The sequence below is a fragment of the Brevibacillus brevis genome, from assembly GCF_001039275.2.
Lineage (GTDB): Bacteria > Bacillota > Bacilli > Brevibacillales > Brevibacillaceae > Brevibacillus > Brevibacillus brevis_C.
Map to the genome: position 1 here is coordinate 5,582,737 of NZ_CP030117.1, position 15,955 is coordinate 5,598,691.

Here is a 15,955-nt window from a genome sequence, read left to right on the forward strand (position 1 = left end):
AAACCCGACTATCACAGTTGTCGGGTTTACTTTCAGTCATCTAAACATTCTGTTGATTCGTCTGGCTTCTATCGCGACTTTTTTACTGTACAGCCTTTTATCCTGCTTGAGTTGCAGCACCTTGGCACACTGGTGCGCCTTCCTCAAAACATTACTGTTGGAGTTGTTTGTCGATTTCAACATCTGGTCAGCCCAGCGGTACGCTTCTCTAGCCAAAACCTCGTCGCTGTCCCTTGCCTTCAAGCTGATATCCAACAAGGTTTCGCTCAAACTTCTACCCAAACCAGCACTTCTCCAGGAAGTAAAGAGCTTGAGCTCTGGCTCGCACTGCTTGACGCTGGCAAAAGCCTGGACCCAGTCCTGCTTGAGTAAATGGATTTCGGCTATTTTTAACCAGTGCGATACTTTGTCAAACGAATCTTCCTGTTCCGGGAAATTCTGTGTGAGATAGTGAAGTGCCTTGTCGTACTCTTCCAATCGTTTTGCCTGATGATACAGCAGAGAATAATTCTTTTTGTCAGAGCCCAACTGCTCTTCTAGCTTCTCCAGTAATTTCTTGGCTTCTGCCATGTTACCGAAATCGCTTGCTCTGTCCATTAACGTTATCAAGGACTCATCCTCGCGCTTGGCTGGGTAAATCCTAGCCTTGGATTGAAACCATCGCTCCATATGTTCAGCCGTATACATCGTTTCCAGCTCCTCTTTCTTATCCTGAAAGAAAGAGCTGATTCGATACAGAGCGTTCTCTTCGATATACGTGATCGCCTCTTCAATCCCCGCCGAAATGATATATTCGGTGTCAAAGCCATAGTAGGTATCAAAATTGCTTAATTTTGCCTGCTCAAACAGTGGGATATGGTTAACATCCTTACACTTCGCCAACAAAAAAGCCACGATGTCCATGGATTCATGTAATCCCTGATACGGATGAGACTTATGCATCTCAATCTCTTGTCTCATCAAATAGTGCAGGAATTCTTTGTCTGCTTCTGTCACAGTCTGATCGTATTGAAGCTGAACGATCAACGCGTATCTTTTCAGCCCGTTCTTGTCATAACCGTATGCATCCTTACACTTGCTATAGGCAAAAGAGCCCCAGAGGTCTTTGGAATGTTTGATCAATGGCAATTGCTCGGGTATTTGGTGGATTTCCATATTTGATTCTCCTCTCCGCGGAATGGGACGGCAGCGCCTTACTCATCTTTTCCCATTCTAATCGTCTACAATTGACAATACAATTTTCAAAGTGGTTAAATGTAATATGTTTACATTTTTCAGGAGGTGCACAAAATTGGAGCAACAACCGCCATCACCATTGGTACCGACAGAGTTTTCTCCTCATGCCCAGCAAGAGCCACCAAAAAACATGGGAGATTTATCGAAATCGTACGACAGGGCTACGATTTTTTTCACGAGATGGGGAGCCCATGTTCTTGATCATATTCTCCTCGCTTGTTTTCTAATCGGATTGCTCTCACTTGGGGTTTCCATTGATAAAGACGCAAACGGTCTCTACTTCTTCATCCTAGCCGCCATTATCCTATGTTCTTATTATGTACTGTTAGAAGGACTTACCGGATATACGATCGGAAAATTTACTTTCCGCATCATTGCTGTCAATGCGGAAGGACGGCCACCGGGGTTATGGAAATCATTTCTCCGTTCCCTCATCCGTCTATTCGAAGCAAATGTATTTCTTCTAGGCGGGTTGCCAGCCGGTATCAGTGTGTTGGCTTCCGACAAAAGACAACGCTTAGGCGATCTAGCAGCGAATACATACGTCGTTAAAGTAAAGGATCTGAACAACGTCAGCAAAAAGCAAACAACCGTACTCGCTGTTGTCTTCTCTATCGTAGCTGTTTTATCCATCATTGGGATGATTTTTGGGATAGTCGATCTCGCATCAAGAACGCCTACCGAAGAAATATTCTATAGCAAGGATAAAAAGTTTCAAATAACAGCCCCTTCGGATTGGAGTAAGGATTCAGCCCTTCACGATGAAGCGGATATAGAAATCTCCAATCGTTTTAGCGAAAAGTATGTACTGGTACTGTCAGAATCGAAACAGGATCTAGACAGTTCATTCACACTTCAGGATTATGCCCAAGTCATTGAAGCAAACCTTCAAGAGGCTGTAGAAAATGTATCCGTTGATAAACAGATTCGTACTGTAGTTGACAACCAGGTGGCCATCCAATTCAATGCCAAAGGCGAAATAGACGGCATTAAGGTCGCTTATATTGTGACATTGGTCGAAACGCCTACACATTTTCATCAAATCATGGCTTGGACAGAAGAAAAAAGATTTGAGTCCCTCAAGCAAGAGCTGCAAAAGGTCAGTGCAAGCTTCCGCGAGGTAAAATAGCGAGAGAATACAAAAGCCACCTTCAATAGGTGGCTTTTCCCTTGGAAAAAGTAGGGACTCTATGCCTATTTGTATACAGGACAATATAACGATTGAAAAAAGTGGTTTATATGTATAATTGAAGGGTAGTCCTTCCTTACATATAATGTTAAAGTAATACAGGAACCATTTTTTTCTAGAATGTTTATTCCGATAAGTGTTAATTTTCAGTTCAGGGTAGCGCTCTTAATCCTTAAGAGTTACTATAAATATTTCTTGAGAGGTGCATGTACATGTTTATGGGGAAAGGAACAGTCCGAGAGCTCGGAAATCAAATCGACAAGGTTCTTGGAGATATTAAAGATATCCAGGCAGAAATTGACCGCGACTCCGATAAAATTGACAACGAATTGAATTCTTGCTCTCGTGAGCTGATCAATGCACAAACAACGTTGGGTGAAATTCAACCACTGATCGAAAGTCTCGTGGCTCAGGTTGGTCAAAATGCTCCTGATCACATCAAGGTGCTTGTTGGTACCATTGCAGATGGTATTACGGGTAAAGTAAAAAATACGTTGAACAACCTGGCTGAGGTTCAAAAGAACGTGAAGGACGTTGACAAGCTGACAGACGCCATTGATGGACATACGGATAAAATTGCACAAAAAGTAAAAGAAATCGATAGCATCACTGACAAAGTCCAAAAGTAGGTGATCGAATGTCGTACATAAACAATTCGAACGGTTGGGGTAATCAGCATACGAATCACGTGGCAAATAAGGTTGACCATCTCGCTGACAAAATTTCCTTTGCAGTGGATATGGTAGCCAATGCAGCGATTAACCTAGACGGCGCTCAACAAGAGCTGCTTACCCTGGCAAATGCACCCTACCCACCACAATCTAGCCAATTAATATCGTTAGCGAATCGCATTGCAGCGAATAAGCGCCAGATTGATGATGGACTGGCCAAAATCAAAGAAATGGCCCGCACCATCGATCAAGAAACGAATCATATCCAGACCCCTCCTCAAAGAGGCTGGTAATGGACGGAGGTTCTACTTTTGTAGAACCTCTTTTATTTTTGCGACGCTGCATGGGTTAAAAAGAGGAGCTCTTCTTAGGGCTCCTCTTCGCAGTTCACTGTTTTCTTTCCTCACACACACTACTTCTCTATCTGCTCTTTATCACTGGCCTTTTTGCTGGCTATTTGATTCCCCCACGGAGGTTCTGCTCTCATCAAGTGCCTTACAAAGTAATCCCATTTCCTGCGAATAAAGTACGGTTCCAATGAAAAGCCGTGATGTCGGTTGGGCAAAATCAACATGTCTACATCTTTATCCGCTTTAATCAATGCATCTGCCATTCGAATCGTTTGGGAAGGATGCACATTTTCATCCATATCTCCGCTCACCAGTAAGAGCTTTCCTGTCAGATTGGCTGCCAGACGTGCATTGTCTTGATCCCTGTACAAGTCCGGATCATACAGACCTTGATAGCGTTCTCCCCATGCTGATATATACAGCCGTTGATCATGATTACCGCACGCGGAAACCGCAGCCTTGTAAAACTCAGGAAATGAGAGCATGGCCCTTGTCGAAGCGTAGCCTCCCCCTGACGATCCCCAAATGCCTACCCGATCAACATCCACATACGGGTAGCGCTCTGCCAATTGCCTTATCGCTGTCACATGGTCAAGCAAACCTCCTGCTTCCTCCAATTTTCCGTTTGAAATGTCATGGAACGCTTTAGAACGATAAGGTGTTCCCATTCCATCTAGGATCAAAACGATAAACCCCAACTGCGCTAATGATTGTCCACCACCCAGCGGGTCATGGCTTCGGCCGGGATCAAGCGCGAAAGCTTTCGGGGTATTGATGATTTGTGGGCCCCCGTAAATGTAATCGACGACCGGATACTTGCGTGAAGGATCAAACGGGAATGGACGCAGCATCAACCCATAAAGATCGGTTACACCGTCTCGTGCTTTGACAGTAATCCTTTCTGGAAATTGGTACCCCATCTCGAGCAGCATCTCCACATCAGCGTACTCCAATTCGCGAATCAGGCTGCCATCTACCGAGCGAAGAACAGAAACAGGCGGCAAATCAACTCGCGAAAACGTATCGACGAAATACTTCATAGTGGGAGAAAACACAATATCATGCTCTGCATCTTCTGGCGTCAGCAACGACAGACCGGTTCCATCCAGGCGAACGCGATACAGGTGTTGATAATAAGGATCGCGCCCCTCTTCTAGCCCCCCTCCAGTGATGTACACCCATCCCTGCTGCTCGTCCACTGCCATCAATTTTCGTACCGTCCATGACCCCGATGTGATCGGATTGCGAATCTCTCCCGTTTTGCCATCGCAATGGTAGAGGTGGCTCCACCCATCACGCTCCGAGTGCCAGATAAACGAACCATCGCCCAATAACCGAATATTCGGATTAGCAGCTCCGAGATTATGCAGGTCTTGGTTCAAAAACGTATCGCTTTCTTCCCGCAGTAGCGTGCAAACCTCACCGGAGCAAGGATCAGCTACGGAAAAATCGACAGAGCGGGCATCACGGGACATCCGGGCGAAATATATCTGTTTACTGTCGGCTGACCATCCTGCCATTTGCATCCCCGGAGTGAGGGGTGAGACTGGACATGCCAGTAAAGGCTCGCTTTCAATCTGGACTGTGGTTCGCCTTTCCAAATCACAGACGACCAGCTCTGCCAGCGGTACGTGTGGATCGCCAACCAGTGGATAACGGTACGAGTGCAGAACCGGTCTGACTTGTTCTCCTTTCGGAACCGATTGAATCAGATGCAAATTGCGCACCTTTCTTTGATCAAGCCGATGGGTCAACAGCATCTTGGAATCGGGTGACCAAATCGCTACGGGAGGAAGCTTCATGTTTGCCAATCTCTCCGCCACGGTCGAGAGCCGACATTCAGGCTGGGTTCCGTAATCATAGTATGCCTTGCCGTCGCGAGTCAGCCTGAAACGCTTTCCGGTTTCGAGTGACCGAACATACAAATTGTGATCATATACGAACGCCACCCACTTTCCATCTGGAGACGGCAATTCATCCATCGACGGCTTATCAACTTTATCTATACGCTTACATCTGTATTCCTGTAAATCACAGTTCCAAACAGTACCGCCAACCTCAAACTGGAATGACGATCCATTCTCGGTAAACAAAAGTTCCCCAAGTGGCAATGTTTCTGCACTATATGTTTCTCCTGCCCTTCCTGACAAACAGACGGCTAATCGGGCGTGATCGAATGCTGGTTGACTCGTATTCTGTTCAGCATCCACGATCACATACTGCCTGCCAGTACCCTTTTCCAACCGGATTTCTCGGATGTACCAAAACCGATTCCCGCTGATCCAGTTTGGCCTGAGAAAAGCATTGAATACTGCGTCGTAATAATTGGCAGGATGCAGGCGTTGTGCCCTCTCATACTGTTCCCATGTGACAACATTCTCCATTTGAATCCCCCTCTTTCAAAGTGAGATACAAGAATCATGTGCTTCACATTTCCAAACAACAAATTCCCTTAATTATCCATTTGTTACATGCATATGTAAAAAGCGAGATAATATATCACCGAATTTACTTTTTTAGCACCGAACAAGTGAATTTTTTTCAAAAAAGAAAGAAGCGATCTCTCGCCTCTTCGCTCCAAACATAGATTACTCCACTTTTGCTATCATCGTTTGGTTCCTACCCGATCTCTTCGCCCTGTACATGGCCTCGTCAGCTATATGTATCAGATCTTCAGCCGAAACAGCATGAGAAGGATAGTGCGCAATGCCCTGTGACACGGTTAGCCGCTGCCCGATTGGATTTGTCCTTGTTTCTAAGGCATGGCGTATTCGTTCGGCCACCTGATAGGCCTCCTCCAAGCCAGCATGGGAAACAAGGACAACAAATTCCTCACCGCCAAAGCGACTACTCACATCTTCGGGCCGAAGTGATGAAGAAATCATTTTCGCAAAATGTTTCAACACCTCATCTCCAGACTGATGACCATATGTGTCATTAATACATTTAAATCGATCAAGGTCCATCATAATAAGAGAAAAGGAGATTTGCTCCATCATCCATTTTTGCATGGTTTCCTCGAGCGTTCTTCGGTTTGCTAGCCCTGTCAACGGATCTGTTCGCGCATCATGAGCCAACTGATCTGTCTGTTTTTTGATATCGTTTAATGTAAAGCGAATGGCTCGCGTTAACAGGTCCGCCTCTCGATTCCAATGCTGTTTACCTTCCGAGAACTCAACCTCTTCTCTACCGGCCTTGCTCACAAGATCGGCCAGGGATACGAAAGGCCTTGCTACTTTGCGTGCTAGCCCAATCACAACTAACATTAATAATAGAAAAGGAGGCAGCGTATACAAAAGAACGCATTGAATATCACGATTTACTTGTTCATAAACAACACTAATAGGTGACCCGACAACGACACCCCAGTCATTCTCAGCAACCTTCACGTAAGCGGCTAATACCGTCTGCCCCCTCAAATTGACGATCTGTTCATAGCCACTTTGACCTTGAAGGAGCTTGCGTACGGCTGGACTCGCACTGATATCCTCTCCGATCCGACTTGCATCACGGTGGAACAACAAATGACCGTTTGAACCTACGATGTAGAAAGATGAACCTAGCTCGTCTGTTGGGTTGCTCCCAAGGATCGTATTTAAAATGTTCTCTTCTTGAAGATAAATGGTTCCTCCGATAAACCCACGATAAATTCCGTCCTTATCGAAAATAGGCTCGCTAATAAGTACAACGAGACGTTTCGAATTTGCAGTCATGTATGGTACTGAAATATAAGGCTTTTTTTTTGCCAAGATCGTTTTCGCCGCTGTCGTCCTCAAATATGTCCCTTCTGTACCAATTGATTCGGGAGATACACTTCGAACTAACCCGGTTTCATCCACCACGGTAATCGAATTAAAATAGTTGTTTGTACGTCGTATCAATTCAAGCTTCGCATGTATTTCATTTGCATTCATCGCGTGCATATCGGAAAAGATACTCGCCGAATACTGTAAGCTACTTCGCATGGATTTTATCAAAGCGTCTATGGTGTGACTCATTTTGAGTGCACTTGTGTGATTTAAGGTCAACGTCGTGTGAATCAGTGCCTGTTTTTTGGATTGATAGAATGAGATAAGGAGGATGGTAACAGTCAGAACAACAGATAAAGAGACTAGTCCTGTTAATAGTGCCACCAGGCTAATCTTTTTTGAGTGGTTTGCTTTTTTTTGTAAGACAGGCATCGGATGCCCCCTTGTATTTAGCATATAGCGATAATCAATAAATAAAAAATAGTCTAACACTTGATAATATTCATTTCAAGTATACAAGAAAGTTCAAGCAGCCGACTCTTAGGTTGTGGACATAAAAAAGCCACCTTTGTCAGGTGGTAGTTTCGCATCGCAAATGTATTTGGTAGAGGCCGGTCGGGGGATTGAAATCCATAATTCATAGCTTCCGTAAGCTACAGAAAGGATTTAATGCTAGTTTACGGACTATTCATTTCAAAGGAAACATAGCCTTATGATGTTAATCACTCACTAAAAGTAAATCGTAATATTCTATTTTCACATTATTATTCACTGTGAAAAACACTTCTTTTTTTGTTTTGAGATCGCATAAACTCACTTGAAAAACATTGAATCTATTATATGCTTTTACAAACTCATGAAACCCTTTCTTCTCGTAGTTTCCATTTGTATATCCCGTTACTTTGTAACCATTAAAATCAATTTCAAAATAAACACGATCTTTTTCTTCTCTTATAAACAATTTTGTCTCATTATGAAAATCGATACTTTGTTTCTTATGAGTAAAGTCTTGGATAAAAGTCAGTCTCTCATTAAGATTTCTAATCACTTCCTTAAAATTTGCAGTATCGCCAAATACCTTCCCAACTATTGGTAGTTTCCATGATTGTTCAACATTTTCTAATACGCCTATAATTACTTTATCTTTATCATTAGGTAAATTAACTGGAATTCTTATATCATCACCTAGACAAACTTCAATACTATTCTTATTTGTTCGTGAAATACGAATAAATATAGACTTTTCCCATCCTATATAAATAATACCCAATCCTTCACCCGTTGCTATTTTTCCCCTATGGTGTACACTAATCCACTTACTAATGAACAAAATGCCTTCTTCTATATCCCCATTAAATAATTTAGACAGGGATAAACCTAGCAATCCATAGAAATGATTTTTGTCATAATCTAAGCATTTATGATAGAAATCGATTGCATCTGTATATTTGCCTGATTCTTGATAATTAGTTCCTAGAAGTGCTAATGCGTCAGCATTTTTAGAGTTCACTTCTATAACCCTTTTTAGATAACTTGTTGCTTTAGTAAAACTAAACATACTTGTATATATATGACCAAGCACAAGATTGGCGCCTTCATAAGTTTTATCTAAAATTAATGCTGTTTCTACATCTTTTATCGATTTTTCAATGTTACCAACCACAAATTCTAAAATTCCCAACTCTGTATAAGCCTCAGGAGTTTCTTTAATTGATAGCGATTTTGCTATCGAGTTTCTAGCTTTACTATAATTCTTTAATTTCAAATATGCTGATCCCAGATACAAATGAACTAAGTAATTTTGAGGATTAATATTTAGTGATTTACTACTGTATCTACACGCCCTTTTATAGTCCCCTGCTAATAAAGCTAGTAACGCGGTATCATTAAAATACTCTTCGCTTTCTACAATATCAGCTATTTTAGAACAAAGTTTATAAGCTTCCTTATAATTCTTCGTTTTAATATACTGCTGTATTTTTTGATCTTTATCTTTAAAGGAATGTATAACCTTTTCATATTTTAGAAAGTCAACTTCATGAGAATTTATAATTTCTTTTCTATGTTGTCTTATCTTTTCACCTATTTGAAAGACTCGATCGTATATTTCTCTAATACTACTATCGGTTAACTCGTTGGTAAATCTATATGTGAGCTCACATTGGTTAGTTTTTCCTAAATCAATGTTCTTTCTTTCTGCAAACTTCTCAATTTCAAAAATCCATTCCCATACAAATTTATCTTGATCCTCGAGATAGATCATAAATATCGATGCAGGTTGACTTAATAAGTAATAAATATTGGATATTACTAGAGAATAACTGTACGTGCCATCATTATTTTTTATATTTTCACTATTAATCTTGTCTTTAATTTGTATCTGACATAAATAGTTAGTCGCATATTTTTGATTCTTATTTGTTATCTTCGGTTCAATGTTTAAATCTACTCCATAATCCCTCTGACGAACATCCCTTATAATAAAATCTGACTTTTTCATAGCTAGAGTAAAGGCAGCAATGCTAATACTTTCTTGATCATGTTGATCAGGTGCTTTAGGTAAATTCACTCAAATCTCCCTTTTCTATTTTTTGAAATATTTATCTTTATGTAAATACAGTAAAATGTGAACAGATAAACAATGCGAATCATTAATTACCGAATATACTAACTATAGTTTTTATGGCTTATCATTTTTCATGAAAATCTAAATCACTTCCGAAGGTGCAAGTCAATTCTTATACAACATAATTTTCTTTTCTTCTATGAAAAACCTACATGAACCACTCCGAGCGCAGCTACTCATTACAGGATTCGCGGAGAAACTCGTTGCCCCGTTACCTAGCCTTATTGAATAAATGTATGGATATAGCATAAGTGTTTTTTATCACACTTCCCTTTCAAAAGTCTCATATACAGGGTTCTTAGCCGCTCCACAGTTACGATCCGTTCAAATGCTTCGAGTTGAGCTTGCTCTGTAAAACCTGAAATATTTATTAATACTTCGGTATTAAGGTAGCGATACTTAGACTAAGCCTATTCATACATTCTTTACCATTCGCTTGGCGCCGAGCTAAAAATTCACTGCATTCGCTATCACTAAGCACATTTCCTAATACGACAATCAGGAGTTCGTCATCCGTTCTTTCTCTGTTGTGTGCCCTATCATCGTTATGCACCCCATATATGACATCCGTCGCCAAAAATAGAATACCATAAAATGGATGATCCCAATCAGTAAACCTTAGAAAAATGCGAATATTTTTAACTGTTAATTGATGTTTATTGGCTTATGAAAAAAACCCGCCTCCTATATGGTAAGAGACGGGTTTGTAATGCATCTTCTAAGTGCCATGTGTCTAAGCGAAAAGTTATTTTCATGCCTCCTTTTGTTTTTGAACGTGGTACACATTCTTCCGGAATACACTGATCAAGTATCCGCATACCCCCCCTATAAGAGAAGGCAGCAGCCAGCCTAAACCTACGTCATACAGTGGAAGGTACTGAGTAAAATAATGATGGACAAAACTGTTTTCGAGTCCAGCAGCCTTTAAGCCATCAAACAGACTAATCAGAAAAGTGAAAAGCAAACTTCCTTGATACACTTCTGGTCTGCCATTGAATGCATTGTGCAGAAACGTCAAGAAAAGTAACGAGATCGCAATCGGGTACATGGTCATTAAGATCGGAACGGAGACCTTAATGAGTTGCGTCAATCCAATGTTAGCAACGAGTGTACTGAAAACAGACAAAATAACCGCAAATTTTTTGTAAGAGATCTTCGGAAACAATGAATGAAAAAAAGAAGAGCAGGCGGTAATAAGCCCTACACTTGTAGTCAAGCATGCCACTGTAATCATTAGTCCCAATAAAATGGCACCATATGAACCAAAGTAGTAATTCGAAACTTTCGCCAAAACTTCCGCGCCATTTTCTAAGTGGCCCAACTTTTCTACACTAGAGGCACCCATAAAGGAAAGGGCAGTATAGAAAAGAGCGAGCAGTAAACCGGCTATCATTGTTGCTTTTGCGCACGCAGCCAAAACTTGTTTTTTGGCAGTAACTCCTTTTTCTTTAATCGCATTCACGATGATCATTCCAAAAACAAAAGCGACAAGCGCATCCAAAGTTAAATACCCTTCTTGAAAACCCTTGAAAAATACATGGGATGTGTAATCTGCTTGCGGGGCTTGGAGGGTTCCAATTGGATAAAGAATAGCTGTTACTACAATAATTCCGATAAATGTTAATTTAATTGGAGTTAAGATTTTTCCGACTACATGGATAATTTTCATAGGGTTGAGCGATAAAAAGCAGGCAAGTGCGAAAAACAGGATGGTAAATAGAATCAGCGGTGCCGAACCTGCCTGTTCTGATAGGAAAGGCTTTACCCCAATATCAAACGATACATTGCCGGATCTAGGTATCGCAAAAAACGGACCGATTGCTAGATATAAAATAATCGTGAATATCATTCCGAATACGGGATGCACGCGACTGGCTAAGGAGCGCAAGTCGTCCTTTCCCGAATAAACAAAGGCTGTGATGGCTAGCAAAGGCAACCCAACCCCTGTAACCAAAAAACCTGCATTGGCTATCCATACATTTGTTCCTGCTAATTGGCCAAGCATTGGCGGAAAAATTAAATTACCCGCTCCAAAAAACAGAGCAAATAACATGAATCCTATCGTAACTACAAAAGAAACTGGCGCTTTCTGTGACACAACAGTCCTCCTAATTGTTCTCTATCTCTCATTCATAAATGTTCATTCAGATGGTTACTTACACAACCTTCATTTATTCATTCTGATACTATACTCCAAATAAACACTCTTTTCAAACATACGACTCATCTTTCTCTTCCTCATATAGAGGAGTACGACACTTCAATCGCTATGAGCTCAGTTACTCCAAGTTGCCGAAAATCAAGCTTACATCCCTGATACAGTTTACTACAAGCACCCCAATATCGCAGCAGGAAGTACCTTCCCTGGAAAAACCGCACATCATTTAGGTATGTATTGGAAGAGGGAGATTCGACCCGCCATCAACGAAACTTCTATATTTCAGAAAATATTTATTTTTCTTAACTTGAAATGAATTGTCAATTTTCCTTATAATTACAACTAAGCCTTTTGTTGAGAGTAAACTCATATAATTCCATCTCTATAGAAGGGAGGTGTAAACTCATGAAAAAAGTCGTAAAAGTAGCAGTGAACAAGAACAAACAAGTGCAAGAAATGAAAGCACTGAAATGGCGTGTAGTTGTTGATGTGTGCTTGTAAGAGAACCAAAAAAGCATGCGTTATCTCCGTATATAAAATTTGAAAGGACGGGATTTCTCATGAAAAAGGTAGTGAAAGTACAGCTTTCCAGCAATCAAAACGTTCAAGAAATGAAATTGCTTTTCCATCCAATTATGACACTTGCATGTAAAAAGTAATCAATGTTCAAGAGCACCTCGTGTGCTCTTGAATTTTTTGCATAAAGTTCTCGCTTTCCAGGCAGTAAGCAAACATGACGGGATGGTGCAATTTATGAATCAAGCGCATTTGTTGGATAGATATCATCAGTTGAGAGAGCTTGCCGAGGACACAGACGCATGGCTGGAATCAGAGATCGGTTCCGATCTTTGGGTGGATGGAATTAACGTATTTTTAACGGTATCAGCAGAGGATTTTGTCGAGGGACTTGAGAGATTCGAGGGGAACTACGGTTTTAAGAACCATGGAATTGTAAGCGATATACTTCAATTTCAACGTTATTGTAGAGAAGCATCAGCGGATGGTGAATTTCCTTTATATCAGGCTCTAGCAGTTGGGATGACCTGGTTAAGCCTACAGCCTCAAATAAACGGCGGCTATTTCAACTTGCCTGTTCAAATTACCAATCACTCCATCGCTTTGTTGTTAAGCCCAACCTATTTAGCTGTTTGGGCACATAGTTACAATGAAGGGATTGGATTATACTTAGATTTACACTCGACACTCCCCACATTATTTCGACCAGAGCATGGACGGATCTATCAAAATGCAGGATCATATTTGGAAGGAAATCACATCAAGTTTCCTTTTCAAAATTACTTCCACGAAATTGCTCATATCCTCTTCTTCCATGACGTCTATCAACGTGTACTGGGGAGCGAAGACGAATGTAGAAGCTACTGGACACATATCGAAGCATGCATTTATGGACTTGAGGAGCAGGTGCTCGCAGAAATGATGGAAGTCCAACCAGATTTGCATGCCATTGATGATGGATTTGGAAGTAGTAAAGGATTCGAGGATTTTATCTCTTATCGTTTTGGAATTCTTGGTGCTCAAGAAGATAGATCGATACCAAAAGACACGGTTCGAACGTACATCAAAAGAAGCATGCAATTAGGCGAAGCGAATGAAAACATCCCAGATAATGAGGTAAAAGCGAGGATTCTTGCTAGTCATAAGCTAGATGAGGAACGATTAGAAGAGCTCGATACTTACTGCAAGTCATTTGCTACGGCATTGCAGGTACATAGCTTGTGGGGAATCAAAAGCTATCAACGAAACTCGATTCCAGCGTTTCGTGAAGTGGTAGAGTTACTCTCTCCTGATGCATACTGTCTGCAAAAACTCGAAGAATCTATGCGACCAGATTCATGGCGTACATTAGAGGATTTGTTATCAAAAAATCCGTTTACGGAGATATGCTCTCAGACAAGAGAAAAAAATATTCAAGTATGGAACTGGCGTGATACCCTGTCTCGTTTGGCAGAAATGCGCGGATATTTAGCAAATGCGAATGAACCTAGTCACGATGAGACCAATCAAGAGCTACTTGAGATTGCAAAGCGTTTAGCTAAAGTAATTCACGAGGAGAAACAAAAAGTGGACCCGGAAGACCAGCATGAAAGCCAGTACGCGGACATGAAACGAGAAATTAGCGATTCATTAAACCGATTGCCTAACGTGGAAGTACGCGATCATTTGCACAATCTTCTCTCCAAACCCTATTACTTTGTGTTAGAGCCCAATTAATAGCTGATTATGAGTCAAAGACCGGCGATATTTACTATGTTGGTCTTTGTTTTTTTATGCAACGTATACATAAGCTGCGATGACGTTCAGATTTTATCCTTTTTTTAGAAATCGTTTAGGGTTTGTTTTGAACTTGCGTTTAGGATGGGGGTAAGACAAATTATTCAGATGGGAGCGGTTTTGCGTGCTTGAGACGAATGAGAAGATTCCCCTTCCCCCTCCTCGTGTGAAACTATTTGGGGGGAAGAAGTCATGAAACTCCCTAAAATTTGGTGGGGATTATTTCTTGTATCGCTAGTGGTTATCCTTCCATTTATGTTTCCCTATTTAACATTAGACCCTGCAAACAGTCGCATAACGATTATTCCCGGCACTGTTCAGTATCCTTTATTAGTTGCTCATATCGTGTCTGCTTTTATTGCTCTTCTCACTGGTTTTTTCCAGTTTGTCGACCGAATTCGCCTGAAGAAACCAAAAATACACCGTTTTCTTGGGAGAGTTTATGTGTATAGTGTGTTTATCAGCGGACTCCTCTCTTTAGCGAGTATCTTTTATGCAGAAGATTTCATGAAGGCAACAAGCTTCCTGATCTTATCTTTGGCTTGGCTGTTCACTTGCTGGAAAGGGTATCGTACCGCCATCAACAGGCAATATGAGGAACACCGAAAATGGATGATCCGCAGTTTTGGAATGACATTAGTTGCCGTAAGCGCGCGTCTGTTGGTGCCAGTATTACTCCTTCTGTACTTTATTCTACACGGTTTTTCTCTTCCTCATGGTATGGAAACCGTCATTGAAGAGGTATTGAATGTAAACATTTGGGCTGGGCTCATTCTCAATTTTGTGATTGTCGAGTGGGCTATATTGAAAAAATAGGCTTGCTTAGTCCCTCCACATTGTCATATTTAAAAGAGGAAAAAACAATAAATAGTACAGCCTAAAAGGAGAAAAATATGCAAAAAATAGTTGGTTTGATTATTGCTCTGTCCATGACTGTGCTTACAATTGGTTGTAGTGATTCGTCACGCAATATTTCTTCTAACTCCAATGGTACCCAGGTACAAAACGTGCAGAAAGAAGCAGAACGATTAACGTTTTCATTAAATTCAAAAGAATACTCAATCCCGATTCAAAAGGTTGACTCCATTTATAAATACCTTGAACAATTCGAGCAAAGTGATCGAGCAACCGAGATAAAACGAATACAAGCTACAGCCTTCACTTCGAATTCCGGGATTATATATGGTGATTTTCAATACAGTTGTGGAACAAAACTTTGCAACCATACATTCGTTCAAATTAAAAATGATGAGATTAAATCCGTCCCTTTACACTCTGGAAGCATCTTCTCTGATCATGCTTTTTCTCCAAACGAAAAGAATATCGCTATCTTACTTGGAAAAAATGAAGGTACTGATGTTGTCCGAAATAGTGTAATGATTATAAACACAGAATCCTTAACGCTAGCCGAGCTTGATGACGCTAGCGATATGGTCAATAAGGTAACGTCTACAGATTTTAGTATCCCAATACTTTCGTTACATTGGGAGAATGACACAACAGTAAAGATAACCATACCAGATCTGACCGACTATTCGTTTGAAACACTTAAGCAATGGCAGCAAAAAGAGAGTAAAACGAAAGAAGTTACATTACGTATTACCACTATTAATGATACGGTTCGCCCCGAATCCTCATAAACTATCCTTCCATTTCTCTCCGTAAGTTCGCCATCTTGTTACAG

General features: G+C 41.0%; 11 protein-coding genes. 6 read left to right on the forward strand and 5 right to left on the reverse strand.

From position 1 onward, the window contains the following. Window positions 1–36: 36 nt before the first annotated feature. Window positions 37–1,155, reverse strand: coding sequence for a hypothetical protein (locus tag AB432_RS26915; RefSeq protein WP_048034916.1), 1,119 nt, complete (start codon window positions 1,153–1,155; stop codon window positions 37–39). 136 nt (window positions 1,156–1,291) lie between these two features. Here AB432_RS26915 and AB432_RS26920 point away from each other — a divergent pair, with 136 nt between their 5' ends. The 3 genes from AB432_RS26920 (at window position 1,292) to AB432_RS26930 (ending at window position 3,389) form a co-directional block, all read left to right on the forward strand. Continuing rightward, window positions 1,292–2,365, forward strand: coding sequence for an RDD family protein (locus AB432_RS26920; protein WP_048034917.1), 1,074 nt, complete (start codon window positions 1,292–1,294; stop codon window positions 2,363–2,365). Between the two features lie 272 nt (window positions 2,366–2,637). Continuing rightward, entirely contained in the window at window positions 2,638–3,054 is a 417-nt protein-coding gene (locus AB432_RS26925; RefSeq protein WP_233220522.1) for a hypothetical protein, read from the forward strand. A gap of 8 nt (window positions 3,055–3,062) precedes the next feature. Then, the gene (locus AB432_RS26930) at window positions 3,063–3,389 is read left to right on the forward strand and encodes a hypothetical protein (protein WP_048034918.1); all 327 of its coding nucleotides are present in this window, start codon (window positions 3,063–3,065) and stop codon (window positions 3,387–3,389) included. A gap of 119 nt (window positions 3,390–3,508) precedes the next feature. On the opposite strand, the gene AB432_RS26935 is transcribed toward AB432_RS26930, so the two are convergent. The 4 genes from AB432_RS26935 to brnQ all read right to left on the reverse strand — a co-directional run bounded on the left by AB432_RS26935 (window position 3,509) and on the right by brnQ (window position 11,919). Then, window positions 3,509–5,830 (reverse strand): S9 family peptidase, encoded by a 2,322-nt coding sequence (locus AB432_RS26935; protein WP_048034919.1) that lies wholly within the window; start codon window positions 5,828–5,830, stop codon window positions 3,509–3,511. A 204-nt stretch (window positions 5,831–6,034) separates the two neighbouring features. After that, window positions 6,035–7,627, reverse strand: coding sequence for a sensor domain-containing diguanylate cyclase (locus AB432_RS26940; RefSeq protein WP_048034920.1), 1,593 nt, complete (start codon window positions 7,625–7,627; stop codon window positions 6,035–6,037). A gap of 286 nt (window positions 7,628–7,913) precedes the next feature. After that, the gene (locus AB432_RS26945; RefSeq protein WP_048034921.1) at window positions 7,914–9,764 is read right to left on the reverse strand and encodes a DUF4365 domain-containing protein; all 1,851 of its coding nucleotides are present in this window, start codon (window positions 9,762–9,764) and stop codon (window positions 7,914–7,916) included. An 808-nt stretch (window positions 9,765–10,572) separates the two neighbouring features. Then, entirely contained in the window at window positions 10,573–11,919 is a 1,347-nt protein-coding gene (brnQ, locus tag AB432_RS26955; RefSeq protein ID WP_048034922.1) for a branched-chain amino acid transport system II carrier protein, read from the reverse strand. 813 nt (window positions 11,920–12,732) lie between these two features. Here brnQ and AB432_RS26960 point away from each other — a divergent pair. The 3 genes from AB432_RS26960 (at window position 12,733) to AB432_RS26970 (ending at window position 15,911) form a co-directional block, all read left to right on the forward strand. Continuing rightward, entirely contained in the window at window positions 12,733–14,211 is a 1,479-nt protein-coding gene (locus tag AB432_RS26960; protein ID WP_235617564.1) for a hypothetical protein, read from the forward strand. A 252-nt stretch (window positions 14,212–14,463) separates the two neighbouring features. Then, window positions 14,464–15,087: a DUF2306 domain-containing protein gene (locus AB432_RS26965; RefSeq protein WP_048034924.1), complete on the forward strand. Its 624-nt coding sequence runs from the start codon at window positions 14,464–14,466 to the stop codon at window positions 15,085–15,087. A 77-nt stretch (window positions 15,088–15,164) separates the two neighbouring features. Continuing rightward, window positions 15,165–15,911: a hypothetical protein gene (locus AB432_RS26970; RefSeq protein ID WP_048034925.1), complete on the forward strand. Its 747-nt coding sequence runs from the start codon at window positions 15,165–15,167 to the stop codon at window positions 15,909–15,911. The last annotated feature ends 44 nt before the right edge of the window (window positions 15,912–15,955 follow it).

Bases quoted from the DNA above. Each gene is read 5' to 3' on its own strand.
- AB432_RS26915 (WP_048034916.1), bottom strand. From the start codon at position 1,155: ATGGAAATCCACCAAATACCCGAGCAATTGCCATTGATCAAACATTCC.
- AB432_RS26925 (WP_233220522.1), top strand. From the start codon at position 2,638: ATGTTTATGGGGAAAGGAACAGTCCGAGAGCTCGGAAATCAAATCGAC.
- AB432_RS26930 (WP_048034918.1), top strand. From the start codon at position 3,063: ATGTCGTACATAAACAATTCGAACGGTTGGGGTAATCAGCATACGAAT.
- AB432_RS26935 (WP_048034919.1), bottom strand. From the start codon at position 5,830: ATGGAGAATGTTGTCACATGGGAACAGTATGAGAGGGCACAACGCCTG.
- AB432_RS26940 (WP_048034920.1), bottom strand. From the start codon at position 7,627: ATGCCTGTCTTACAAAAAAAAGCAAACCACTCAAAAAAGATTAGCCTG.
- AB432_RS26960 (WP_235617564.1), top strand. From the start codon at position 12,733: ATGAATCAAGCGCATTTGTTGGATAGATATCATCAGTTGAGAGAGCTT.
- AB432_RS26965 (WP_048034924.1), top strand. From the start codon at position 14,464: ATGAAACTCCCTAAAATTTGGTGGGGATTATTTCTTGTATCGCTAGTG.
- AB432_RS26970 (WP_048034925.1), top strand. From the start codon at position 15,165: ATGCAAAAAATAGTTGGTTTGATTATTGCTCTGTCCATGACTGTGCTT.